Source organism: Nocardia pseudobrasiliensis NBRC 108224 (genome assembly GCF_001613105.1).
GTDB classification, from domain to species: Bacteria; Actinomycetota; Actinomycetes; order Mycobacteriales; family Mycobacteriaceae; genus Nocardia; species Nocardia pseudobrasiliensis.
The window spans coordinates 185,672-208,982 of the sequence record NZ_BDBS01000002.1 but is presented as its reverse complement, the minus strand read 5'-3'; the positions used below and the strand labels follow the sequence as shown (position 1 = coordinate 208,982).

Below are 23,311 nucleotides of genomic sequence, written 5' to 3'. Positions count from 1 at the left end.
CGGTGCCGTCACATACCTTTGGGCGCATCGTGATCGACCGGGAGGGACAACTGCTCAAACACGCCGCCGCCGCGGAACGGATCTGGTTCCAACGGTTCTGGGCGGGCCTCGACGAATCCGAATGCGACGGCTACTCCCGCCGCGACGAGGGCACCTTCGCCGTCGCCGACGGCGAATCGCTCGCCGATGTCATCGCCGAGTTCGAGCGCGCCAGTCAGCGGTCACGAGAGATCGCGTCGCGCTTCGCACTCGACGACACCGTGGACATCGCCCGCGAGGGCACGGTCAGCATGCGATGGACCCTGCTCGCCATGAGCGAGGAGTTCGCCCGGCACGCGGGCCACGGCGATATCCTCCGCGAACAGATCATCGCGGCCACGCCGTGAGTCCCGGCCCCGAGCCGTAGTCGTCCGGCCGCGGCGGTTGGTGGTCAGCAACGCGCGGACGCGGCGGGACGCGGCGGGGCCGTGGGCGGCTTCCACCCGGGACGTCAGCGTCGGCAGATCCGGTCGAAAGCCTTGGGCCTCGGGCGTTTCGAGGACCGCGGTCGCGACCGCGGTCCCGAGGTGGGCCGCGGTCGCCGCGTCGGCACCGCAGCGCAGCGCGGCCAGGAATCCGGCGCGGAAACCTGTGCCCGCGCCCCCGCGCCGCGCCGGGGCCTCGGTCGGTACCGCCGCGATTCGCCGGGCCGGTGCGGTGGCGGATTCGATGATCGCTCCGTTCGCACCGAGCGTGGTGACCCAGCATTTCACCTTCGACAGCATCGTCGCGCTCGTCCAATCCGCTCGATCGATCAGCGAATCCCGTTCGCGTTCATTCGTGAACAGCAGATCGGCCCCGGTGACGAGCGTCCGGACCTCGTCGCGCGCGAGCCGGGAAAACCGCGGACCCGGGCTTGCCACCAGCGAGTATCCGCCGCCGATGACGTGCCGCGTGCGCGCGAGCATGCTGGCGGAGTCATCATCCGCGACCACCACCCAGCCCATATCGTCGAACTGCTTCAGCATCGGAACCGGGTCGGAGCTATCGGTCCGCCGCACGTCCACGCCGTGGCCGAGCAGCAGCCGCCGCTCGTCGAAGCCCGCGCACGGCGCGGCCAGCAGCACGGGTGCCGCGCCGAGTACGGCGAGACCGTAACTCAACTCCGCCGCGTCGCCCGCGATGGAACCTGTAATGGAAATGCGCATTCGTCCTCCCGCTGTCACATTTCGAGCAGTATTCGAGTGCCGTGCAATCCGCCCGCCTCGACTCGCTGATGCGCCTTTACCGACTCGGAAAGCGGCAGGATTTCAACCGTCCGCGGCCGAAACGACATATCGAGCACACTTCCGTTGACGGCGTCCGCGGCCGCCCGCAACTCGCGCGTCGTAGCCCTCGATATGACGAAGCCGCGTATGGTCGCGTCCCGCATGTAGAACTCGCCGACCGGAAGTATCGAGCGCGACGCGGGCCCGGCGAGAAGTACGATTCGCCCCCGGGGCGCGAGCACCCCGAGCGCCGAGGGGAGGTCGTTTCTCCCCGATGTATCGACATGCAGATCCACACCGCGCGGCGCGAGCTTCATGATCTGCTCGACCAGATCACCGCGCCGGTAATCGATGACATGGGTCGCGCCCAGCTCGAGGCAGTACTCGTGATCGCGCGGATGAGCCGTCGCGATGACGACCGCGCCCGCGTTGGCGGTCAACGCGACCAGCGCGCTTCCGACCGAACCCGCTGCGCCGCCGATCAATACGGTCTCCCCGAACGCCAGCCTGCCCTGAGCGAACGCGGCGAGATAGGCGGTGGCCCCGGGGTGCGCGACGGCCAGCAGATCGGTCGGCTGCACCCCGGCCGGTAGGCGATACAGCCGATCCGCGCGCACGACCGCCAATTCCGCGGCCGCGCCCTGCCGCTGGTCGTGGCCGAGGCTGTTGCACCACACCCGATCTCCCGGTCGGAATTCGCGGCTATTGGATTCGGCGACAATACCGACGAGATCGCGCCCGATGACGAATGGGAAATCGAGCGGGGTCACATATCGACCCGAACGGACGAAAGTGTCGACGCGATTCACCGCGGTCGCGGAAACACGCACGAGGATCTCCCCCGGACCCGGGACCGGATCGGGCAGATCACCGTACCGGATGTTCTCCGGTGGTCCCAATTCTTCGATGTAAGCGGCGCGCATGCCTTTAAATTTTCCCGCTCCGGCCCCGGCGGTCGAGCCTTCTCCGATAGGTGTGTCACGTCACCGGCGCCGGTCGGCGTTACCCGCCCTAGAACGATGGTCTAGTATCGGATCATTGTTCTGGCAATGGGGCGCTGTTCGGGCCCCGGGAGGGATAGCTCGCCAATGCGCACTGTTGACATCGCGGATGTCGGAAGCCTGACCACTTCGCTGCGCGGACCGATCTTCACCCGAGACGCCGACGCCTACGACGCCGAGCGGGCCGGCTTCCAGACCGCCCGCTGGCATCGGCCCGAATTGATCGTGGGCGCAACGGGTCCCGCGGATATCGCCGCCGCCGTCACCTTCGCGGTCGATCGGGGATTGCCGGTCGGCGTGCAGGGCAGCGGCCACGCCCTGCTGGCCGTGGCCGCCGAGGAAGGCGTCCTGATCAACACCCGGCGGATGCGCGGCGTCCGGGTGAACAGCGAGACGCGGTCCGCATGGTTGGGCGCGGGCGTGCGATGGGATCAGGTGATACATGAAGCCGCGCAATTCGATCTGGCCCCGCTGTCGGGTTCGGCCCCGCATGTCGGGGCGGTGTCCTATGTGCTGGGCGGAGGGCTCGGACTGCTCTCGCGACGGTACGGCTACGCGGCCGATCATGTCCGCAGTCTCGATGTCGTGACCGCGGACGGCCGGCCACGCCATGTGACCCACCGATCCGATCCGGATCTGTTCTGGGCGCTGCGCGGCGGCCGAGACAACTTCGGCATCGTCACCGGTATGGAGATCGACCTCGTGCCGGTCCCGCGGTTCTACGGCGGGTCGATGACATTCGACTTCGACGACGCCGCGAGCATGGTTCAGGCGTATCTGCAATGGACCGAATACATTCCGGACGAACTGTCCTCGTCGGTCGCGCTGATCTCCTTCCCCGATGCGGACACCGTCCCGCCGCATCTGCGCGGACGGCGCATCGTGCAGATCCGTATGGCGTATCTCGGTGGCGCGGAAGCGGGTGAGCGGCTGGTCGCGCCGCTGCGGGCGGTCGCCACGCCGATCGTCGACACCCTGTCGGAAATGCCCTATTCGGCCGCCGGAACCATCTACAACGATCCGATCGAGCCCGGCCCCTTCGAGGGGGACAATCTGATGCTGGGCCCGTTGAGCGACGAGGCGGCCGTCGTCCTGGTCGATCTCGTCGAATCCGGCTCGCCGGTGCCCCAAATGGTCGAACTGCGGCAGCTGGGCGGCGAACTCACGCGCGGGCCCGCCGTGGGCAATGCCGTCGGGCATCGTTCGGCCCAGTTCGTCCTGGTGTTCGCCACCCGTACCGATCTGGCCGATATCGATGTCGTCCGGTACGCGCATACCCAACTGCTGCATACATTTTCGCGATGGAGCACCGACGGGCAGATGCTCAACTTCATGACCGGCGAGGGCGGCGCGCGGCATGTGCGCAATGCCTACGACCCGGACGATTATCGCCGCCTGGCCACCCTGAAGGCGCGCTACGATCGCTCCAACACCTTCCGCCTCAATCATAATATTCCGCCGAGCACCCTGAGTCCGGCGTAGCGCGCTCGACAGCGGCAACGTAGTCGGAGCGATCCGAATACGTTGCCGCTGAACTACTTTCGCCAATCAATCACTACGAGGCGGACCCGATGCGCGGCCGTTCACCCTCTACCACCGCCATCCGATCGGGTGCGCGCATGATCTGCGCGACGAGCGCCGCGACCACGATCAACCCGATATCCATCAGCAGCGCGATCGAATAGCCGTGTGCCGCCGCGTCCGTGGCGGTGCGGCCGGGCAGATAACTCGCCGCGGCCCCGATCGCCACGGTGTTGTACAGCGCGGTGCCGAGCGAGCCGCCCACCTGCTGGGTCGCGTTGTACATCGCGGACGCGGTACCGGTGTCCGACGGCCGGGTGCCCGCGATGGCCGCGCTCGTGGTCGCCGCCATGACGCAGCCGATCCCGAGCCCGATCAACAGCTGCGCGGGCAGCAGATAGAGCAGGAAGACATGCGCCGCATCGGGAGTGAGGCGCACCAGAATCAACAGCCCCAGCGCGGTCGCCACCAGACCCGGCGTCACCAGAGTGGTGATCGATACCCGCGCGAGCAGTCGTCCGGCGATCAGGGTCGAACCCGCCGCGCTCGCCACGGTGATCACCACGAGGGTGAGGCCGGATCGCAGCGGCGAATATCCGAGCAGCGTCTGGGTGTAGTAGGTCATGTACAGGTAGAAGCCGAACAGGGCGACCTGCAGCAGCCATATCGTCGCGAAGGCGCCACCGCGGGCTCGGTCGGCGAGAATCCGCAACGGCAGCAACGGATTTCGTGCACGTGACTCGACGAAGACGAACAGCACCACCAATACCGCGCCCCCGCAGAGCAATTCGAGCACCACCGGATCCGACCAGCCGCGCGACTGCGCCCGATCGAGGCCGAAGACCATGGCGGCCACGCTCGCGATGCTGACCACCGTTCCCGGAATATCCAGACCCCCGCGCCCGCCGTCACGTTCGTCGCGCCGCAGCGCCGGTGAACCGATCAACGCGCACAGCGCGATCGGAACATTGACGAACAGACACCAGCGCCAGTCCAGATATCGGGTCAGCAGACCCCCGACCACCAATCCGAGCGCGGAACCGCCCGCGCCGATGGCCGCGAAGACGCCGAAGGCCCTGCCCCGCACCGCGGCCGTCGCGTCGGCGCAGGCGATCGAGAGCAGCGACAGTGCAGCGGGGGCGAGGAAGGCCGCACAGATTCCCTGAACGGCCCGCGCGGCGAACAGGACGGGCGCGGTGGCCGCGAAACCGCCCAGAGCGGACGCCGCGGCGAAGCCGATGAGTCCGGCGATCAGCGTGCGCCGATGTCCGACCGATCCGCTGATCCGCCCGCCGATCAGCAGCAGCCCGCCGAAGGCGAGCGTATAGGCGGTGATCACCCACTGCCGACTGCCGTCGGACATCTGCAGATCACGCTGTGCCGACGGGAGTGCGACGTTCACGATGGTCGCGTCGAGCACGATCATCATCTGCACCAGACTCACCAACAGCAAGGTCGTCCACAGACGCGTGCCTACCCGCTCGTCCGTTTCCATGATTTCCCTCCGGCTCGACCAACCCCTCCTACTAGAACATAGATCTGGTACAGGATCAACGTTCTACCGGCGCATCAGCATGCGGCGGCGTACCGGTTCGGGGTGCTCAGTCGCGTCGCTGGAGCTGGACGGCAAGCCCGTCGAGCAGGTAGGTCAGGCCGTGGTCGAAATTGGCCGTCCAATCGGACCCGGACAGATAGCCGTGCTCGGCCAAGGCCGGAAAGCGATCCGCCTGAGAGGTCACCAACTCGTCGGCGGCGCGGAAATCCTCCTCGGACAACCGCAGGCTCGACTCGCTCGCGGCCGATCCGGCGACGTGACTGACCAGCGCCCAGCTCGCGGCGGACACGTGCGGGCCGACGAATCCGGCCCGAACCAGCGCCGCGCGCAGGAATTCCATCCAGGCAAGGAAATTCGGCCCGAGCAGCGGGCGGCGATTCGCCGCCAGACCCGCCGTCCAGGGATGGCGAAGCAGTGTGGCGCGCCATCCGGTCAGCAGCGCGGTGAGGTCGGCGCGCCAATCATCGCTGTGCCGTTCGGGAATCGGCGTCTCGCCGAAGATCGCGTCCACCGCGAGGTCGATCACATCGTCTTTGGTGTCGAGATGCCAGTACAGCGTGGTGGATCCGGTGCCGAGCCGCTGGGCGAGGCGGCGCATGGTCAGTCGCTCGAGCCCCTCCTCGTCGAGCAGCGCGACCGCGGCCTCGACGATGCGCGCGCGGGTGATGGGCGGTTCGGTGCGACCGGGCGAGGTCGGCCGCAACCAGACGCTGCGGGTCCGGCCGTCGTCGCGCTCACTGCCCTGCGCCGCCTCAACCATGCGTGCACCACCTTGTCGCCGATGTCGAATGTCGAACAGTCTTCAGAGAGTAGTACATTGATCTGTACCGGATCGTTGTTCTAGAGTATGGATCATCGTTCTACAGGAGGAACAATGAAACTCGCCGTATTCGGGGCCAACGGTCAAACCGGACAGCTGGTCGTCAAGCAGGCGATCGCCGAGGGTCACGAGGTGACAGCGGTCGTCCGGCGCCCCCACGAGTACACGCTCAGCGCTCCCAACCTGACGGTCGCCAAGGCCGACGCGATGGATCCGGACGCGGTGAAGCGGGTGGTAGCCGGAAATGAGGGGGTCGTCTCCGCCCTCGGCAGCCAGGGCTACACCAAGGAGGAGGTCACGCTCTACTCCAAGGGCGTGTCGAACATCCTCGACGCGATGGCAACCCACGACGTTCGCCGCATGTCCTGCATCAGCACCACCGGCGTGACATTCAAGGCCCCGCCCGGAGAGAACCTGTTCATGCGGTTCATCGTCCTTCCGATGCTGTTGCGCATGGGCCGCACCGCCTATGAGGACAACGCGCGCATGGAGAAGATTCTGCAGAACAGCAATGCGGAATGGACCATCATGCGGGCGGCGGGCCTGTTCGACACCGACACCCGCTCCAACTACGAGATCCGCACACCGCCCACGGCCGGGCACTACACCGCCCGCATCGACCTCGCCCACGCCCTGCTGCACGCGGTGGTCGACGGGCAACTGATCCGCAGAACCGTCGAGGTCATCACCACCGAGGGCACGCCGACCATCTTCGACATCCTTCGTCGCGAGGCCTTCGGACGCTCTCAGTAGCAAGAACGAGCGGGTGGCCGGACCGAGGTCGCCCACCCGCTCGAATTCTTGATCAATTCACCTGGCATTACTTGGAGCAATCACTAGGCAATTGCTCCGCCTCCGACTCATCCAGCCGTCTGCTCGCCACCCACCTCATAAATAGGGTCTTCATCCAGGTAACGAAGTGTGGTAATTGTGTGCGCGGCCGAAGCCAACGTAATGTGCCGATGCCAGCCGGAAAACGATCGACCGGTGTAGTCACCGATGCCGACCCGTTCCGCGGCCGGTAAGAAATTCTCCTCGACGCTGTCGAGCAGGCCGCCCAGGCGAAAAAGTTCCATGAACGGCACCGACCGCATATTGGACAGAATCAGCTTCGCGGGATCCGGCTCGCCATGTCGACCCGACCCCATCAACACCAATTCTCGATCCATACCCGAGGCATTACCGGTCGCATCGACGGGCATGACGACGCGCACCCGCGCCACCCAGCCGTCACGACGCTCCCGATGTAGATGAACCGGAATTCGATGTCTGATTCCCTTGGTGGCCGCCATTATCTGCGCAGCCGACATCGGCTTCGCGGTGCTGTGCCCGGCCAATGCCTCGTCGGCAATGCGCAGCGGCACGGCCCCGTCGATCCGGGCCACGACCGATGCGCCCAGATCGCCGAGCTTCCGCACCGCCGACGGATCCATCTCGCGGGCATCGAGCACCACGGGCCGCGCGGGCAGGGACCACTCCCCCATCTCCTTGTACAGCTCCACCGCGCGGTCGCCGAGATTTCCCGATCGCACCTCTCCGGGGATGGCGGCGCGTCGCCGCCGCGAATTGTCGTCGAGCCAGGCCTCGGACAGGTCGAGACCCCAGTCGACCGGCGTCCCGAGCTCGTTGGCCGCAGCCCACACGCCCACCGCGCGTTGAGTATTGAGCGCGCGCCCGGCCGAGCGGACGAAGCGCCGCTCCACGCCGACCGAATGCCGCCCGGCCTTGAGCACGACCATGGGTTGTACGACCCAGGCGTCCACTCGCAACCGCTCGAGCACATAGGCGGCCAGCGCTCTGCGCATCGGCACCCAGTCCCAGGTGGACCCATAGATGAAATGATGAAGGCGTTGATCGGAAGCCTGTCCGTCGGCCGACTTCGAGATTCGACGAATCGACTTTCGGCCGGACGTTTGGAGCAGGCCATTGAGGTAATCCATCCCACGACTGCGTTGATCGCTTCGCGGTAGCGAGGAGAACATAACTTCTGATAGTTCCGAAAATACGGGATCATACAAAGAAATCGGCCCCCGAGTGCATAAACCACACCCACGAGACGGCATGCGTCGAACCAGGACGCTATGGCGCCGCAGGGTTGGTGGATTCGAGTCTTCGAGCGTAGAATTCGCTCTGAACTACATTCGATACATATGACACGCGGCTGTAAAGTATTACCCCCCTTCGTGAGTGGCCGCGTGAGCGGATGACATCACGTACCGAATGGCCTCGATGTTACCTGGCTCGACCAGAGATTTCAACAGATTCCAGGTGGCACTAGTAGTCATTCTTACCGGGCGCTTGATAGTCATATTCGCAATCGCTCAGCAACGCGACATTGTTCCGAAGCGGATCCGGTAATCCACCACGACTTTTGCGGAAGATCACATAAATTGCGATGAACATCGGCCGGTAGGAACCGGCGAGTGCAACCGATTTGCAACCAGATTCGCCGGCGAACCGTTAGGCGAGACGCTACATACCGCCGCCGGACTTGACAAACTATGCCCCGGCCATGACTTGACGGACTTGCCCAGCCCGCGTTGACGGGTGCGTCCCGCCGTCTGCACGCTGAATCCATGATGGAGAATCCGACCGCAGCGGCCCTTTTCCGAATCCGCTCCGATATTCACGTCTTCGCATCACCCGATGAGGTCTACGACACGGTCAGCGATCTGCCGCGCAGCAGAGAATGGAGCGCGGAATGCATCGGCGGTCGGTGGATTTCCGGAACTCCACGCGCGGTGGGATCGGTTTTCCGCGGCGAGAATGTGCGCAGCGCGGACGTGGTCGCGTGGGCGCCGGTGGTACGCGGGCAGTGGAGTACCGAAGCGCAGGTCGTCGCGGCTGAACCGGGCCGCACCTTCGCGTGGGCCATGCGCGACAAGGCCGGCAACGTGCAGGAGAGCCGCTGGTCGTTCGACCTCGAACCGACCGACTACGGTTGCCTCGTCACACACCGGTTCCACATGGGAACCGCCACGGAAGGAATTCGCGGCATTACCGCGGATATGGACCGTCCGACATTCGATAAATTCATCGAACAATGGTCGGCCAAGGTGGCCGGGGATATGCAGGCGACACTCGTCCGGATCAAAAAGGTGGTCGAGGACGCACGCCTGTCACCGTCCGGCCATTCGGGAAGGCTCGAGCAGCAATGATATTTCAGCGTATCGGTAACCGCGGTATTCGGCTGGGCACCCTGTTCGAGCGAGCCGCTCGTGATCACCCGGCCAATCATCTCGTTCTCGATCACGATCTCGACATCGCACCGGGGCTGGGCCGACGGCCGACGATCGTCGAGCTCGCCGAGCTGGTCGACGACTGGGCGGCTCGGCTCTGGGCCGCGGGCGTCCGCCCCGGTGAACACGTCGTCGTATTCAAGTCCGATTCCTTCGACATCCCGCTGCTGGCCTGCGCCGCCGGACGCATCGGGGCCGTTCCGGTGCTGCTGTCGCCCAAACTCGACGGTGACGTGGTCGAGACGCTGGTACGCCGGATCGTCACCCCCAGCCTGCTGACCGACGAGTCCATGCTCGCGAATGTGCTGAGCCCCAGCATCTTCGAGGCGGCCGGACGGGTCCTGCTCACCTCCGGCAATCATCCGGACGCGACCGCGCTGTGGACACTCGACGCGGTCGAGCGCGTCACCCCGATCATCGCCCCGCCGACCCGGCCCGCGCTGGTGACGCACACCTCGGGCACCACCGGCACGCCGAAACTCGCGGTGCACACCGGCCGCACCCTGCAGGCTCGATACCGGCCGCAGGCCCTGGTCGCGGGCATGGTCCGCAAGCGACGGCCGGTGGCGATCCATGTCTCGTTCGTGCATTCGCGGCTGTTCACCGCATTGGCCATCACCCTGCTGCGCGGCTTCCCCCTGCTCATCCTGGCCGACGACGATCCGGAGCGGGTGGCCGAGATGTTCCTGCGGGTCCGCCCGGGCGCGATCGAGGCTCACCCCAATTCGTTCATGCGCTGGGAGGATCTGGCCGCGGATCCGCGTCGCCCGCTCGCGGCGGTGAAGTTCTTCAGCAGCACCTTCGACGCGCTGCACCCGCGAACTGTGCGGCGCATGCTCGACGCGTCGGACCATCGGTTCCCCGTCTTCGGCCAGCTGTACGGCCAGAGCGAGGTGGGACCGGTTGTGGCGCGGGCGTTCACCAAGTTCCGCAGTGACCGCTCCGACGGCCGCTGCGTCGGTGTGCCGTTCCCGGGAATGACCGGGATTCGCGTGGTCAGCCGCGACGGCGGCCGTCCGACGGCGGCGACGCCCGGATATATCGAGGTGCGCACCGACGGGCGCGTCCTGACCTATCTCGGCGAGGACGATCGCTATGCCCGCCAGGAGCACGGCGGCTGGTGGCGCATGGGCGATATCGGATACCGAACGCGTTGGGGCTGTGTGCATCTGCTCGATCGGGAGGTCGACGAGATTCCCGGCTTCGGCAGCACGCTCGCCACCGAGGATGCGCTGCTGACGCGGATCAAACAGATCACCGAGGTGGTGATCGTCCCGAATCGGGACGGCCCGCCGATTCCGGTGGTGTGCACCAAGAACGACCAGCCGCTGGATCCGCGGGCCTGGCGGCTCGCGGTAGCCACGCTGCCGACGATGTCCGATCCGGTGCAGCTGCGCCTTGCCGACCTGCCGCAGACCGCGACGACCAAGATCAAGCGGCTGGAGCTCGCCCGTCGGCTCGGCGACGACCAGAACCGCTCCGGCCGACCGCAGAGGGTGTAGATGTCACATATCGTGATCGCCGGCGGTGGCATCGGCGGACTTGCCACCGCGCTGAGCGTCGTACGCAACGGTCATCGCGCAACCGTCCTCGAGCGCGGCGATTTCACCGAGCTCGGACTGGGAATCCAATTGGCACCCAACGGGATAGCCGCCCTCGACGAACTCGGACTCGGAGCCGCGATCCGGCGGATCGCCGTACACGTCGACGAGTTGCGCTTCTTCGATGGCGTCCTCGGCCGCCATGTGACGAGCATGCCGCTGACGGAAACGTATCGGCGGCGGTTCGGCTATCCCTATGTCGTGATCAACCGGGGAGAGCTGTATCGGACGCTGCTCGACGCCTGCCGCGAGAATCCCCGGATCACGCTGATCGGCGGGATGACCGCGGTGGGCTATCAGCAGACCGCGGATACGGCAGCGGCAGTACTCGACAACGGGCACACCGTCGAGGGCGACGCGCTCATCGGCGCCGACGGCGTGCGCTCGGCCATCCGGCGACAGCTGGTCGGCGACGGGATGCCACGCGTCGCGGGCATCACGGTGTACCGCGCGATCGTCCCGATGGACCGGGTGCCCGCCGAATTCCGATGGAACGCCGTGAGCTGGTGGGCCGGTCCGGGACGGCATTTCGTGCACTATCCGATCGCGGGCGGAGCCCATCTGAATCTCGCGCCGAGCCGGGAAACCGGTGTGACAGAAGAGTTCTCGGGCGTGCCCGTCACCGAGGCCGAGGTGCTGGCGCAGTTCGAGCCGCTGTGCGAAACCGCGCGACGGCTACTGGAACTGGGCGCCGATTGGAAATCCTGGTCGCTCATCGACCGCGACCCCGTTCCCAACTGGATCGACGCGCGCGTGGCCCTGCTCGGCGACGCGGCCCATCCGAGCCTGCACTATCTGGCGCAGGGAGCGTGCCAGGCGCTCGAGGACGCCGTCGCGCTCGGCGAACTGCTCGACTGCGCCGCCCGTGAGATACCCGGCCGACTGCTGAACTACTGCGCGCGGCGACGCGAGCACACCGCCCGGATTCAGCTCGCGGCCCGCGACAGTATCCGGCTCTGGCATCCGGCCGGACCCGCGGCGGAGGCGAGAAACGCTGCCCTGTCGGCACTTTCGGAGTCGGAACTACACGATCACATCGAGTGGTTGCATCGGCCGAGAATCGGCAACCCGCACGTCGAACAGGTGGTACCCGATGTACTGCGAAAATCGTGAGATCTGCATCGTCGGTATGGGCCCGCGTGGACTGTCCGTGCTGGAGCGCCTGTGCGCGAACGAGCGAGCGAAGCGATCGTGTCGCCGATTGACGGTGCACGTCGTCGACGACGCCGAACCGGGCGCGGGAAAAGTCTGGCGCACCAACCAATCTCGGCATCTGCTGATGAATACCGTCGCCTCCCAGATCACCCTGTACACCGATGACAGCGTCGATCTCGAGGGCCCGGTCGAATACGGGCCGAACCTCTACGAGTGGGCGCACAGCCTGAGTTCGACCGCGCCCGAAGACATTCGGCGGGAGGCGGCGACCCTCGGACCCGACAGCTATCCGACGCGCGTGCTCTACGGCCGCTATCTGCGCGAATGCTTCCAGCGCACGGTGGACGGGGCGCCCGCCCATCTCGAGGTGCGGTTGCATCGGTCGCGGGCGGTGGCGATGGCCGATACGCATGGCGTGGCCACCGGTCCGCAGGGCGTCCGGCTGCGCGACGGCACTCGGCTGGATCATCTCGACGCGATCGTGCTCGCGCTGGGACATACGCCCGTCGATCCGACGGCCGGTCAGTCGCGGGCCGCCAGCCTGGCTCGAATTCATCGCCTGCGCTATGTCGAGCCCGCCAATCCCGCCGATCTCGAGCTCGGCGATATCGGCGCGGGCGAAACGGTATTGCTGCGCGGATTGGGTTTGAGCTTCTTCGACTGTATGGCGTTGCTGACCGTCGGGCGGGGCGGCGCGTTCGTGCGCGCCGACGGACGCTGCCGCTATGTGCGATCCGGCGACGAACCCCGGCTCTACGCGACCTCCCGGCGCGGACTGCCCTATCACGCCAGGGGCGAGAACGAGAAGGGCGCGTCCGGCCGCTACGAACCTCGATTGCTCACTGCCGCGCACGCCCTGGCCCTGCGGGCCGACCGCCCACTGCGATTCGGCACACAGGTGTGGCCGCTGATCGCCCGCGAGGTCGAGGCCGTCTACTACGAATCGCTGCTCCGGGCGGCGGGCAGGCATGCCGACAGCGCTCGCTTCGCCGCGGAATACCTTGCGCTGCCGTTGGATTCGGATACCGCCACGATCGTCGACCGCTACGGGCTCGGCGACCGCCGATGGGACTGGCGTCGCATCGGCGATCCCCTCGCACACCGCGAGTTCGCCGATCGCGAGCAGTTCCGCCGGTGGCTGACCGACTATCTGTCCCGCGATGTGGCCGCGGCACGCGCGGGCAATGTCAGCGGTCCGGTGAAGGCCGCCCTGGACGTACTTCGTGACCTGCGCAACGAGATCCGGCTGGCGATCGATCACGGCAATCTCGACGGTGAATCGTTTCGGGACGACCTCGACGGCTGGTACACCCCGCTCAATGCCTTCCTGTCGATCGGCCCGCCGGTGTCCCGGATCGAGGAGATGATCGCCCTACTCGACGCCGGGGTGCTGGAGCTCACCGGACCGGACACCACCATCGGAATCGACGTTCACGAACCGGCATTCGTGGCGTGGTCGTCGCGGGTGCCCGGGCCGCCGATCCGATCGAAGACCCTGATCGAGGCGAGGCTGCCCGATACGGATATCCGACGGACCTCGGATCCGCTGCTGCGGCACCTGCTGGCAACGGGGCAGTGCGCCGAATTCCGGATCACGCATCCGGGCCGCGCGTCCTTCGCGACCGGCGGTCTGGCCGTCACCGAACGCCCGTATCACCTCATCGACGCCACCGGCCAGCCGCATCCGCGGCGATTCGCCTTCGGCGTGCCGACCGAGGGGGTGCACTGGGTGACCGCGGCGGGCATTCGGCCGGGAGTGAATTCGATGACGCTCACCGATACCGACGCGATCGCGCGCGCGATGCTCGCCGTGGCGCCGACCACCTTGGGGCGCAAGATCTCCGGATCGGTCACCACCCCCGAAATCGCACAGGTGGTGGTCTGATGACTCGCACACGAACCGGCGGCATGCCGCTGCCGTGGGTGCTGTCGGCGGATACCCTTCCACGACTGCGGGCGGGCGCTGGCCGATTACGCGAGCGAGTGCTCGAACATCCGGACTGGACCGCGATCGATATCGGTTATTCGCTCGCGGTCCGGCGCGACGCCGACGGTTGCCGGGCGGTCGTCACGGGTGCGGACCGTGCGGAGTTGCTCGCCGGATTGGCAGCGCTCGAGGTCGGTGACACCGGGCCGAACGTCTGTATCGGGCGGCCCGCGCGGCAGCGGTCGACGGTGTTCTTCGTACCCGCCCCGCGCGCGAGCGATCTGCTCGGCGTCGACCGGTTGGCCGCGGAGGTGCCGGCGTTCGCGGGACAGCTGCGCCGCTGCTCGGACCTGCTGTCCGGGCATGTGGGTTGGGACATCGCCGATCTGGTCACGAGCGGCTCGACTCCGCGCGCACCGGATGCGCTCGGCCCGGTCGGTTTCGCGGTGCAGGTGGCCCTCGCGCGCACCTGGCGCTGCTACGGCGTGGTTCCCGACCGCGTGGTGGGCGAGACCGGCAGTGCGGTGGCTACCGAGGTGATCGCGGGGCGGCTGTCCGCGGCGGACGCGGCGGCGCTGGCGGCAGGCTCGTCCGCACATCCGGGTACCGCCTCGCGCCGGGAGGCGATATCCGATGCCGGCACCGTGATCGAGATCAGTCCGCGGCCCCCGTCGGAATGCGATGAGCGCGAACCCGGCGCGAACGCCTTCGCGTACGCGCTCTCGCGCGCGTATGTATCCGGCGCTTCGGTCGGCTGGCCCGCCCGGTTCACCGGCCGATGGGCGATGTCGGTCGATCTGCCGCAGCTGTGAGATCCGGTGCGGGCCCACGCCGTCGTGGACGGCACGGGCCCGCACGCCGGTCGGCTAGGCCGTGATGAACGCGCGGCTCTTTCGGGATATCCACTCCCCCACCGTGATATCGGCGGGCTCGTTCTCCTCGGCCGAATCGCCCAGCAGCGGAATCGGTTCGAAGGGGGCAGCGGGATCCGCCTGGTAGAAGAACGGGATCGAGATACGCGAACTCCGGTGTCCCTGTACGGGATTGACCACCCGGTGCATCGCGGAGATCCATCGGCCGCCGGTCCACCGGGCCATCACATCACCGATATTGACGACGAAACTGCCAGGGACGGCCGGAACCGGCAGCCATTCGCCGGTCCGCGCCTGGACCTGCAGGCCGCCGATGTCGTTGTCCTGGTATAGAACTGTCACGGCGCTGAAGTCCGAATGCGCCCCGCGCCGCAACTGCCCCGGCAGCGGCGCCTCGATTTGCGGATAGTAGTAGTTGGCCGACAGCGAGGACATGTGGTTGGCGAATCGATCGTCCAGGTAGTCCTCGTTCAGCCCGAGTCCGAGCGCCATCAGATGCACCAGCTCGGCCGACAGCGCGGTCATCGCGTCGATGTACTCGTTCCAGATGCCGCGGAACTCCGCGGGCTTCGTCGGCCAGAGGTTGGCGACGCGGGCGGGCAGCCACTCGTCACCGAGTTCGGCCCGCTCCGCCTCCGGCAGATCGCCTTTGACGTGTACGCCGAACAATTCGGCCAGATCCGGCGGGGTGTCGTTGTCGCGGGTCCGCGCCGCGGTCGTGGAGCGGAACAGGCCGCCGAAGCCGGGCCGGGCGGCGATCGCATCCTTCTCCTCGTCCGACAGCGCGAACAGTGCCGCCGTCGTCGCATAGGTCCGGTCGATGAGCTCCTGCGGGACTCCGTGACCGATGATGACGAAGAATCCCCCGTCCGAGCATGCCCGGTCGAATGCGGCCGCGATCGACCGGCGACCATCCGCGGTATCCCGATTACTCAGGTCGATAACCGGTATTACTTGTTCCATAGCCGATCCCCGTAAATCAGTCGATTTTCTCATATTTGGATTGTCGCCGCATCACGCGTTCAGGGCCATTAACGTTCGAAAAGTCTGTCAACTCCGCTGGGATTCGAGCGCTCTCCGCAAATATGCGATTTCCGCGAACGTATCCGCGGATTTTCTGGTCGACAGCCAGGCGATCAGAGCGGCCGCTGTCGCCAGAACGAAAGGAATCCACGAGACCCACGGATTCTGCGGACGGGCGAGCACGAGAAATACGATGGCCGCCGCGAACATCGGAATTCCGCACTGCGCGACGCCCGGCAGTCCGGAACGTCGCCCGAAATCGACTCGCACGCGAGTTCCTGTTTGCCATCGATGCAGCCGCATACCCGTGATGATCGCGATCGCCATGATCGCCGCCGCCGACGCCACGACGGGCGGGATCCAGATCTCCGACTCGATCGCCACGAGGATCAGACGCACAGCAGGTTCCTCGATCTTCGTTCTAGTTGTGGATCAATGATCCATCGCAGGATCATCGTACCAGAACTTATCCGTGCGTGACCAGTTCCACCAGCACACCACCACAATCACGCGGATGCAGGAACGTCGCGCGCGAACCCATCGCCGCCGGGCGGGGCGCGGCGAACAGTACGCCCATCCCCCGCTGCCGGAACGCGGCCGCGGCGGCGTCCACATCCGGTGTGCCGAAGGCGATGTGATGCACTCCCGGACCGCGCGTCGCGAGGAATTTGCCCACCGGGGAGTCCGGCCGGGTGGGGCTCAGCAATTGGAGATAGGTCGCGTGCCCGTCGTCGGTGCCGTTGATGCGCAGCATCGCCTCGTCCACACCCTGATCGTCATTTATCTCGCGATAGCAGACATCGAATCCGTAGGCGACCCGATGAAATCTGATGGCTTCGTCCAGATCGGCGCACGCTATTCCGATGTGATCAACCCTGGTCAGCATTTCTCTCCCACTGCTCGCTCGAGCGGATACTTCCCCCGATCCTGCACGTCCCGCACTCGGCAACGCACCGATCGGCAGACGATTTGTCAGGTGTTGTCTATTCGGCGCGGGGGGATACGGCAGTTGACGAATAATTCGCCGACGCATTGACCCCGAATCGGCGGCTTCGGATAGTGGTCATTACCGACCGGGGACGGATCCATAGGAGTAATCGTGAAGAAATCGCTGTACGAACTGGGTGAAACACCGCCGACCGGACATGTTCCGGAGCATATGTACGCCTCGCTGATCCGGCCGGAGCGTTACGGCTCGCCGGGGGAGGCATTCCGAACCGAGGTGGTGGATGTGCCCCGGGTCGGCCGGGGGCAGGTGCTCGTCTACGTCATGGCCGCCGGGGTGAACTACAACAACGTGTGGGCGGCGATGGGTCAGCCCTTCGACGTCATCGCGGCGCGTATGCGCGCGGGTGCGCAGGAGGAGTATCACATCGGCGGATCCGAGGGTTCCGGGATCGTCTGGGCGGTCGGCGACGGCGTCGAACAGGTACGGGTCGGCGATCACGTCGTGCTGTCGAGCTGTCAGTGGAACGAATCGGCGGCCGATATCCGGGCGGGTGCGGATCCGATGACCTCGGCGACCCAGTCGGTATGGGGGTATGAGGAGAACTTCGGCTCCTTCGCCCAGTTCACCGTTGTGGAGGAGTACCAGTGCCATCCGAAGCCGCAGCGCCTGTCGTGGGCGGAGGCCGCGGCCTTCATGCTCACCGGCGCCACGGCCTATCGCCAGTTGACGGGATGGCATCCGAATGTCGTGCGGCCCGGTGATCCGGTATTGATCTGGGGCGGTGCGGGCGGTCTGGGATCCATGGCGATCCAGATCGTGCGGACCTTCGGCGGATATCCGGTGGCGGTGGTGTCCTCGCCGGAACGCGAGGACTACTGCAAGAAGCTGGGTGCGCACGGCGTCATCGATCGGCGCGGCTACTCCCACTGGGGCCGGATTCCCGATATCTCCGACGCGGAGGCCAGTGCGGAGTGGCTGCGCGAGGCACGCCGCTTCGGCAAGGCGTTCTGGGAGGCCCTCGGCGAACGTCGGTCGCCCCGAATCGTTCTCGAACACGTCGGCCAGCACAGCATCCCCACCTCCATGTACCTGTGCGATACCGCGGGCATGGTGGTGATCTGCGGCGGCACCTCCGGCTATCACGGCGATGTGGATCTGCGATATCTGTGGATGCGCCAAAAGCGTTTGCAGGGTTCGCATTTCGCCAACTTCCAGCAGTGCCGGCAAATCGTCGAGCTGATCGCCAACGGCGCCATCTCGCCGTGTCTGTCCTATGTCGGCGACTTCGACGAGATCGGCTCGGTCCATCAGATGATGCGCGACAACAACCATCCCCCGGGCAATATGGCCCTGCTGGTGAACGCCACCTCGAGCACCTCGTGACCGGTCGCGCCCATGCACGATGACACCGTTCCAACTCCGGAACAGCGATCCGGAGATGGATCGCTGGACTACACTCGCCGTCATGAGTGACGCGACGCAGCGGCAAGCCGGTGGCCGAGCGCAGCAGCGGGTCGGCTCGCGCTCGGTGTGGCTGCGCCCCGCGCCCGTGGTGCGCGAGGGCCCGCCGCTGAGCCGGGTCAGAATCACCGAGGCGGCCGTTGCCCTGCTGGATCAGGGGGGTATGGAAGGGCTGACCATGCGCCGCCTCGCCGAGCGGCTGGGAGTCGGCTCGACCACGCTGTACTGGCATGTCGACACCAAGGACGATGTCATCGATCTGGCCATCGATGCGGTCTTCGCGGAGATCGCGATTCCGGATCCGCCGTCCGAGCGCTGGCGTGACGATATCGTCGCCCTGCTCACCGACCATCGCGCGGCGCTGCTGCGACATCCGTGGACCGCGGTGATGCCGTCACGGCAGTCGCCGCCGATCGGGCCGAACTTCCTGCGCTGGATGGAGTTCCTCTACGCGACCCTCGCACGCACCGGCTTCGCCGAGGTGCAGATCGCGGCGGTGAGCTGGATGCTGCTGAGCCATGTGCAGGGATCGGCGACCAGCGAATCGAGCATGCTGCTCTCGGCCGCCGACGCCCGGGCGGGCCGCGAGCGAATCCTGGCGGATCCGCAGAGGTATCCCACGCTCATCGATCATCGGTTCCTGGCTGATCGCGACTGGAACGACGGATTCGTACTGAGTTTGAATGTGCTTCTGGACGGGATCGAAAGCCAGGTCGCGAACCGGCACTGAAAACATGTGAATGGCCCCGCTCGCCATTGAGCGGGGCCATTCACGTGCCCGATCGAAGGATCAGGCAAGCTCGAAATTATACTTCTTGCCGAGCTTTTCGATATCGGTGAACTGGATGGACGAGGTGGTCTGCTCCAGGCCGATCTGATAGGCCGTGGCAACCTCGATCATGCGTGTGGTCTGGTAGTTGATCGCGGCCAGATTGTCATCGCTCACATTATTCGGCTTATGCCACGAGGAATTACAAGTGCCATAGGGCAGGCCGCCGTTCTGCTCGGTGGTCAGAATATCGACGCTACTGCCGTTCGGGATGATCAGCGAACCCCAATGACAGACCGCATTGTGCACGGCGAGAATCGTCGTCTCCTGACCGGCATGCAGACCGGCGCCGGAGGTGAAAACCGATACCGCCTTGTTCATCAGCTTGCCCGGAATGGAAACCATCCCGGAATGATTGATGAAATGAATGAGCTCCGGCGCGGGCAGTCCGAAGACGACCGGAGTGCCGATCATGATCGCGTCGGCCCACACCAGATCGTCGTGGGTGGCATCGGGAATATCCGCCGTGGCCTCGTTCAGGTCGGCGTAGGCCTGCACGTCCAGCAGACGGGGATCGGCCAGCTTGGGCACCTTGCGCAGGCGCGTCTGCGCACCCAGCCCCTCGGCCGTCGCGGCGGCCGCCGCGGCGAGGCGATGCACATTTCCGCTCTGCGAGTGATAAATGATCGAAAGCCTGATCACGAATATTCTCCTTGTTGTGCTGTCGGTCCGTCGGACGCGAATACCTCAGACCACCGTATCGAGGATTTCGACTACTCGGCCACACCCGCTACAAGATTTGTCAGGTCTTCACCCCAATGCGCTTCCGGCGACCTGACTTATCGTTCCGAAGCGCGTTGACGGTGCCCGGGACGCTGCGCTGGACTGATCTCATGACCGATTCAACCACCACGAACATCGAGCTTCCCACCGAGCCCGGACAGCTGTCGAAGGTGTTCGAATTCGCATTCAACTCCGGCAATATCGAGCTGATGGAGAAACTCCTGGATCCGGCCGCGATCCATGTGGTTTCGCCGGGTAATTTCCTGACCGGAGAAGAACGGCGACGCGCCACCGCGAAGGCCCTCGAGAATCCACTGCCGGTCACCTCCACGATTCGGCACGTCTACGAGGTCGGCGATATCGCGCTACTGATCAACGATTATGTGCACGAGGGCATCGGACCGGACGGCGAGCCGACTCGGATCGAGGGCACCGCGACCGATATCGCCCGCCGCGGCCAGGACGGCATATGGCGCATCGTCGTCAGCAATCCGCCCGGCGCCAGCCGCGCCTGATCCGGATCGGTCCGGTCACATGAACGCGGAGACCACGCAGCACACGGGCGGTCCCTGGCGGAACGCGATCGACGTGCATCACCACATCCTGCCGCAGTCCTATTTCGAGCGGCTTCGCGATGTCGGTGTGCGCGAGATCGTGCTCCCGCATGTGGATCGACCGGTATGGAGCGCCGAGGCCAGCCTGGCGATGATGGACCGGCACGGCATCCGCGCCGCGGTGGTCAGCCTGTGGCCGGGCGTTCCGGCCCTCGATCGCGATGCCGCCGCGCGGTTCGCCCGGGAGTCGAACCAATTCCTCGCCGACTTCGTCGCGGAGCGTCCGGAGCGCTTCGGCGCCTTCGCGGTGCTGCCGTTTCCACATCTGGACGCGGTGCTGGCGGAACTGGAGTACTGCCTCGACGTACTCGGCCTCGACGGCGTCGGGCTGATCACCAATTACAGCGGGGTCTATGTGGGCGACCGCGCCCTCGATCCGTTTCTCGCCGAGGCGCAACGGCGGTCCGTCCCACTGTTCGTCCATCCGGCACTGCCGCCGTCGAGCGGACAGCCCGACTTCGGACTGCCCGGCTCGCTGTACGAATTCCCTTTCGACACAGTGCGACTGGCCGCGCAGCTGCTCTACAACCAGACCCTGGAACGCTTTCCGAACCTGCGCATGATCCTGTCCCACGGCGGCGGCGGCATATCCCACTACGCCGGCCGGCTCACCTACGGACCGCAGATCAGTCGCTGTCTCGCGGACCGCTTACCGGCCGATCCTATCGGCGATCTGCGGCGGCTCTACCTCGATGTGGCGATGAGCGGCGATCCGCACAGCCTGGCCGGGCTGCGGTCGTTCGCCGATACCGGCCGGCTACTGGTGGGCACCGATTTCCCGCTCATGCCGGACACCTTCAGCGCCGACGACGCGCGTTCCTTCCTCGACCACGGGAACTTCACGGCGGACGAGCGGATTCGTATCGACCACCTGAACGCCGAAGATCTCTTTCCGAGATTCAAGACCTCAGAGAAGCAGAGTGAGTAATGCTGGACGACAAGCGAATTACCCAGTACCTGGAACGCATCTCGGCGGACCGTCCGCACCGCCCCGACCTCGACGCACTGCGACATCTGCAGGAACGCCACGTGCTCTCGGTGCCGTGGGAAACCCTCGCGCTCCGCTTCGGCGACGAGATCCCGCTCGACGAGCGGATTCTCGAGAAAGTCGTCGACCGGCGTCGCGGCGGCGGCTGCTGCGAGGTCAATCCGGCGCTGTATTTCCTGTTGCAGTCCTTGGGATTCGAGGTCACCGTACATCAGGGCCGCGTCTGGATCATCGATGGATTCACCCCGCCGTTCAACCATCTGGTACTGAAGGTGCGACTGGACGGCGTCTCCTGGCTGGTCGACGTGGGCTTCGGCAAGATGAGCCGCTATCCGCTGCGACTGGGTTCGACCGAACCGCAGCTCGACCCGCACGGCGAATTCTCCACGCGCCGAGTCGAACCCGACGCGACCGAGGTGATCCGGGACGGGAAGCTGCTGTACCGGTTCTACGACGCCCCGGTCGAACTGTCGGATTTCGTCTACACCCTGTGGTGGTACCGGACCTCACCCGACGCCTCGCCCCGGCACCATCTGCTGTGCTCGATGCCGTCGGAAAACGGTTGGACGACATTGAAGAACGACACACTCACCCTGACCACACCCGAGGGCACCGAAGTTACGAAACTCGCCGACGATGCGGAAGTCATTGCGGCGCTGGACAAATGGTTCGGCGTCAAGATCGACGAGTTGCCGGAGAAGGGCCCCTACGAACAGCATCCGCTGCGGATGTCGTTCGAAATGGATTGACGGGAGCGCGATCATGCCGAAATGGACACTGGCTCCGGTGACACCGCTGAGCCTCTACGTGAAGACACCGAAGCGGCGCGTCACCAATGCCGAATTGTGTGAGCGGCTGGACAGTACGCCCGAGTGGATCGAAGAACGGGTGGGCATCCGGGAACGCCGGTTCATGGACCCCGAGGTCGGCCTGGCGGAATTCTCCGCCGAGGCCGTCGACAAGGCGATCGCACTGGCGGGCCTGACCCCCGGCGATATCGATGTGGTGATCTCGGTGACCTCGACGCCGGATTGGTTCTTCCCATCGTTCGGCGTCACGGTCGCCGGTCAGGCGGGCATCGCGACCACCCGAATCGTGGATCTGACCCAAACCGCCTGCGCCGGAGCGATCTACGCCCTCTACACCGCCGGATGCCTGCTACAGGAGCCGGGTCTCGAGAACGCGTTGATCGTGGTGGCCGACCGGTATTCGAGCATTACCGACCCGGATGATCGCCGGATTCGCATCCTGTTCGGCGATGCCGCGGCCGCGATGGTCGTCCGCCGCTGCGAGTCCGGCGGGGTGCTCGGCTACGACCTCGGGAATCAGCCGTCGGGCGGCGCACGCCTGCCGACACCCTGGCATCTGCGCGGCGATTCGGACTCGACGGAGCTGCCGCGCGGCCCGTATCTACATCTCGACGGGCGCGATGTCTGGCAGGCCGCGGTCACCCTGCTGCCGGATTCACTGCTGCGCGCGCTGTCGGCCGCCGGGGTGAAGGTCGAGGACGTCAGCGGATTCGCCCTGCACCAGGCCAATGTTCGAATGCTGGAGTCCATGACCCGCACCCTGGGCGCGGATCCCGAACTGGTGCCGATCACCGCGGACACGCTGGGCAATACCGCCGCGGTGGCCTCGCTGACCGCCCTGCACCAATTGGCCCAGGCAGGCCGGGCCAAGCGGCGTGACGTGATTCTGATGGGCGCCATCGGCGCCGGGTACATGTGGGGGTCCGTGTGCTTCGAACTCGCCGACGACCTCCGAGTGGGAAGTAGCTGAGCCGACC

General features: G+C 66.0%; 22 protein-coding genes and 1 pseudogene. 14 read left to right on the top strand and 9 right to left on the bottom strand.

Annotated elements, in window-relative coordinates; translation table 11 throughout:
• Positions 1-2 precede the first annotated feature (2 nt).
• Positions 3-308, top strand: a pseudogene (locus NP4_RS39560) (mycothiol transferase); the annotation flags it as partial.
• Here the strand turns inward: NP4_RS39560 and NP4_RS42310 are convergent.
• Entirely contained in the window at positions 222-947 is a 726-nt protein-coding gene (locus NP4_RS42310) for a PfkB family carbohydrate kinase (protein ID WP_245997018.1), read from the bottom strand. The pseudogene NP4_RS39560 and the gene NP4_RS42310 overlap by 87 nt on opposite strands.
• Positions 948-1,201: 254 nt before the next feature.
• On the bottom strand, positions 1,202-2,170 hold the full coding sequence (locus tag NP4_RS02255; protein WP_067990992.1) for an NADPH:quinone reductase: 969 nt from the start codon (positions 2,168-2,170) through the stop codon (positions 1,202-1,204).
• A 165-nt stretch (positions 2,171-2,335) separates the two neighbouring features.
• Here NP4_RS02255 and NP4_RS02250 point away from each other — a divergent pair, with 165 nt between their 5' ends.
• The gene (locus tag NP4_RS02250; RefSeq protein WP_067990990.1) at positions 2,336-3,730 is read left to right on the top strand and encodes an FAD-binding oxidoreductase; all 1,395 of its coding nucleotides are present in this window, start codon (positions 2,336-2,338) and stop codon (positions 3,728-3,730) included.
• A 73-nt stretch (positions 3,731-3,803) separates the two neighbouring features.
• Here the strand turns inward: NP4_RS02250 and NP4_RS02245 are convergent, their stop codons facing one another.
• Positions 3,804-5,264 carry an MFS transporter gene (locus NP4_RS02245; protein WP_211335720.1) on the bottom strand — a complete coding sequence of 487 codons (1,461 nt, stop codon included), beginning with the start codon at positions 5,262-5,264 and terminating at the stop codon, positions 3,804-3,806.
• Between the two features lie 106 nt (positions 5,265-5,370).
• Positions 5,371-6,084, bottom strand: a complete 714-nt coding sequence (locus NP4_RS02240; RefSeq protein WP_067990988.1) for a TetR/AcrR family transcriptional regulator — start codon at positions 6,082-6,084, stop codon at positions 5,371-5,373.
• Positions 6,085-6,198: 114 nt separating this feature from the next.
• Here NP4_RS02240 and NP4_RS02235 point away from each other — a divergent pair, with 114 nt between their 5' ends.
• Positions 6,199-6,897 (top strand): NAD(P)-dependent oxidoreductase, encoded by a 699-nt coding sequence (locus NP4_RS02235; RefSeq protein WP_067990985.1) that lies wholly within the window; start codon positions 6,199-6,201, stop codon positions 6,895-6,897.
• A gap of 107 nt (positions 6,898-7,004) precedes the next feature.
• Here NP4_RS02235 and NP4_RS02230 read toward each other — a convergent pair whose 3' ends face one another.
• Complete coding sequence (locus NP4_RS02230) at positions 7,005-8,207, bottom strand: IS701 family transposase (RefSeq protein WP_082875453.1); 1,203 nt, start codon at positions 8,205-8,207, stop codon at positions 7,005-7,007.
• Positions 8,208-8,720: 513 nt separating this feature from the next.
• Here NP4_RS02230 and NP4_RS02225 point away from each other — a divergent pair.
• The 5 genes from NP4_RS02225 to NP4_RS02205 are packed head-to-tail and all read left to right on the top strand — an operon-like array spanning position 8,721 to position 14,878.
• A complete protein-coding gene (locus tag NP4_RS02225) occupies positions 8,721-9,302 on the top strand; it encodes an SRPBCC family protein (protein WP_067990978.1) in 582 nt (193 codons plus the stop codon).
• Positions 9,299-10,885 carry a class I adenylate-forming enzyme family protein gene (locus NP4_RS02220; protein WP_067990973.1) on the top strand — a complete coding sequence of 529 codons (1,587 nt, stop codon included), beginning with the start codon at positions 9,299-9,301 and terminating at the stop codon, positions 10,883-10,885. The genes NP4_RS02225 and NP4_RS02220 overlap by 4 nt, the downstream gene beginning before the upstream one ends.
• The gene (locus NP4_RS02215; RefSeq protein ID WP_067990971.1) at positions 10,886-12,097 is read left to right on the top strand and encodes an FAD-dependent monooxygenase; all 1,212 of its coding nucleotides are present in this window, start codon (positions 10,886-10,888) and stop codon (positions 12,095-12,097) included. It begins immediately after the preceding gene.
• Positions 12,078-14,024 (top strand): FAD/NAD(P)-binding protein, encoded by a 1,947-nt coding sequence (locus NP4_RS02210; protein ID WP_067990969.1) that lies wholly within the window; start codon positions 12,078-12,080, stop codon positions 14,022-14,024. Before NP4_RS02215 ends, NP4_RS02210 begins: the two co-directional genes overlap by 20 nt.
• Positions 14,024-14,878: an acyltransferase domain-containing protein gene (locus tag NP4_RS02205; RefSeq protein WP_067990966.1), complete on the top strand. Its 855-nt coding sequence runs from the start codon at positions 14,024-14,026 to the stop codon at positions 14,876-14,878. Before NP4_RS02210 ends, NP4_RS02205 begins: the two co-directional genes overlap by 1 nt.
• Before the next feature lie 54 nt (positions 14,879-14,932).
• On the opposite strand, the gene NP4_RS02200 is transcribed toward NP4_RS02205, so the two are convergent.
• The 3 genes from NP4_RS02200 to mce form a co-directional block, all read right to left on the bottom strand.
• Entirely contained in the window at positions 14,933-15,901 is a 969-nt protein-coding gene (locus NP4_RS02200; RefSeq protein WP_245996924.1) for an isopenicillin N synthase family dioxygenase, read from the bottom strand.
• A gap of 87 nt (positions 15,902-15,988) precedes the next feature.
• The gene (locus NP4_RS02195; RefSeq protein ID WP_067990960.1) at positions 15,989-16,360 is read right to left on the bottom strand and encodes a hypothetical protein; all 372 of its coding nucleotides are present in this window, start codon (positions 16,358-16,360) and stop codon (positions 15,989-15,991) included.
• 67 nt (positions 16,361-16,427) lie between these two features.
• The gene (gene mce / locus NP4_RS02190) at positions 16,428-16,847 is read right to left on the bottom strand and encodes a methylmalonyl-CoA epimerase (RefSeq protein WP_067990959.1); all 420 of its coding nucleotides are present in this window, start codon (positions 16,845-16,847) and stop codon (positions 16,428-16,430) included.
• A gap of 213 nt (positions 16,848-17,060) precedes the next feature.
• Here mce and ccrA point away from each other — a divergent pair, with 213 nt between their 5' ends.
• Together ccrA and NP4_RS02180 are read left to right on the top strand one after the other, a co-directional pair.
• The gene (gene ccrA / locus NP4_RS02185; RefSeq protein ID WP_067990957.1) at positions 17,061-18,293 is read left to right on the top strand and encodes a crotonyl-CoA carboxylase/reductase; all 1,233 of its coding nucleotides are present in this window, start codon (positions 17,061-17,063) and stop codon (positions 18,291-18,293) included.
• Positions 18,294-18,375: 82 nt separating this feature from the next.
• Complete coding sequence (locus NP4_RS02180; RefSeq protein ID WP_067991972.1) at positions 18,376-19,101, top strand: TetR/AcrR family transcriptional regulator; 726 nt, start codon at positions 18,376-18,378, stop codon at positions 19,099-19,101.
• Between the two features lie 60 nt (positions 19,102-19,161).
• Here the strand turns inward: NP4_RS02180 and NP4_RS02175 are convergent, their stop codons facing one another.
• Positions 19,162-19,842, bottom strand: coding sequence for an NAD(P)H-dependent oxidoreductase (locus NP4_RS02175; RefSeq protein WP_114755448.1), 681 nt, complete (start codon positions 19,840-19,842; stop codon positions 19,162-19,164).
• A 191-nt stretch (positions 19,843-20,033) separates the two neighbouring features.
• On the opposite strand from NP4_RS02175, the gene NP4_RS02170 reads away from it, so the two are divergent.
• Genes NP4_RS02170 through NP4_RS02155 form a run of 4 tightly spaced genes read left to right on the top strand, consistent with a single transcriptional unit; the run spans position 20,034 to position 23,304 of the window.
• Entirely contained in the window at positions 20,034-20,438 is a 405-nt protein-coding gene (locus NP4_RS02170) for a YybH family protein (RefSeq protein ID WP_062507745.1), read from the top strand.
• Positions 20,439-20,457: 19 nt separating this feature from the next.
• Positions 20,458-21,465, top strand: coding sequence for an amidohydrolase family protein (locus NP4_RS02165; RefSeq protein WP_067990952.1), 1,008 nt, complete (start codon positions 20,458-20,460; stop codon positions 21,463-21,465).
• On the top strand, positions 21,465-22,274 hold the full coding sequence (locus tag NP4_RS02160) for an arylamine N-acetyltransferase family protein (protein ID WP_067990949.1): 810 nt from the start codon (positions 21,465-21,467) through the stop codon (positions 22,272-22,274). Before NP4_RS02165 ends, NP4_RS02160 begins: the two co-directional genes overlap by 1 nt.
• A 13-nt stretch (positions 22,275-22,287) precedes the next feature.
• Entirely contained in the window at positions 22,288-23,304 is a 1,017-nt protein-coding gene (locus NP4_RS02155; protein WP_067990947.1) for a 3-oxoacyl-ACP synthase III family protein, read from the top strand.
• The last annotated feature ends 7 nt before the right edge of the window (positions 23,305-23,311 follow it).

Bases quoted from the DNA above. Each gene is read 5' to 3' on its own strand.
- NP4_RS42310 (WP_245997018.1), bottom strand. From the start codon at position 947: ATGCTCGCGCGCACGCGGCACGTCATCGGCGGCGGATACTCGCTGGTG.
- NP4_RS02255 (WP_067990992.1), bottom strand. From the start codon at position 2,170: ATGCGCGCCGCTTACATCGAAGAATTGGGACCACCGGAGAACATCCGG.
- NP4_RS02250 (WP_067990990.1), top strand. From the start codon at position 2,336: ATGCGCACTGTTGACATCGCGGATGTCGGAAGCCTGACCACTTCGCTG.
- NP4_RS02245 (WP_211335720.1), bottom strand. From the start codon at position 5,264: ATGGAAACGGACGAGCGGGTAGGCACGCGTCTGTGGACGACCTTGCTG.
- NP4_RS02240 (WP_067990988.1), bottom strand. From the start codon at position 6,084: ATGGTTGAGGCGGCGCAGGGCAGTGAGCGCGACGACGGCCGGACCCGC.
- NP4_RS02235 (WP_067990985.1), top strand. From the start codon at position 6,199: ATGAAACTCGCCGTATTCGGGGCCAACGGTCAAACCGGACAGCTGGTC.
- NP4_RS02230 (WP_082875453.1), bottom strand. From the start codon at position 8,207: ATGCCGTCTCGTGGGTGTGGTTTATGCACTCGGGGGCCGATTTCTTTG.
- NP4_RS02225 (WP_067990978.1), top strand. From the start codon at position 8,721: ATGATGGAGAATCCGACCGCAGCGGCCCTTTTCCGAATCCGCTCCGAT.
- NP4_RS02220 (WP_067990973.1), top strand. From the start codon at position 9,299: ATGATATTTCAGCGTATCGGTAACCGCGGTATTCGGCTGGGCACCCTG.
- NP4_RS02215 (WP_067990971.1), top strand. From the start codon at position 10,886: ATGTCACATATCGTGATCGCCGGCGGTGGCATCGGCGGACTTGCCACC.
- NP4_RS02210 (WP_067990969.1), top strand. From the start codon at position 12,078: ATGTACTGCGAAAATCGTGAGATCTGCATCGTCGGTATGGGCCCGCGT.
- NP4_RS02205 (WP_067990966.1), top strand. From the start codon at position 14,024: ATGACTCGCACACGAACCGGCGGCATGCCGCTGCCGTGGGTGCTGTCG.
- NP4_RS02200 (WP_245996924.1), bottom strand. From the start codon at position 15,901: ATGGAACAAGTAATACCGGTTATCGACCTGAGTAATCGGGATACCGCG.
- mce (WP_067990959.1), bottom strand. From the start codon at position 16,847: ATGCTGACCAGGGTTGATCACATCGGAATAGCGTGCGCCGATCTGGAC.
- NP4_RS02180 (WP_067991972.1), top strand. From the start codon at position 18,376: ATGAGTGACGCGACGCAGCGGCAAGCCGGTGGCCGAGCGCAGCAGCGG.
- NP4_RS02170 (WP_062507745.1), top strand. From the start codon at position 20,034: ATGACCGATTCAACCACCACGAACATCGAGCTTCCCACCGAGCCCGGA.
- NP4_RS02165 (WP_067990952.1), top strand. From the start codon at position 20,458: ATGAACGCGGAGACCACGCAGCACACGGGCGGTCCCTGGCGGAACGCG.
- NP4_RS02160 (WP_067990949.1), top strand. From the start codon at position 21,465: ATGCTGGACGACAAGCGAATTACCCAGTACCTGGAACGCATCTCGGCG.
- NP4_RS02155 (WP_067990947.1), top strand. From the start codon at position 22,288: ATGCCGAAATGGACACTGGCTCCGGTGACACCGCTGAGCCTCTACGTG.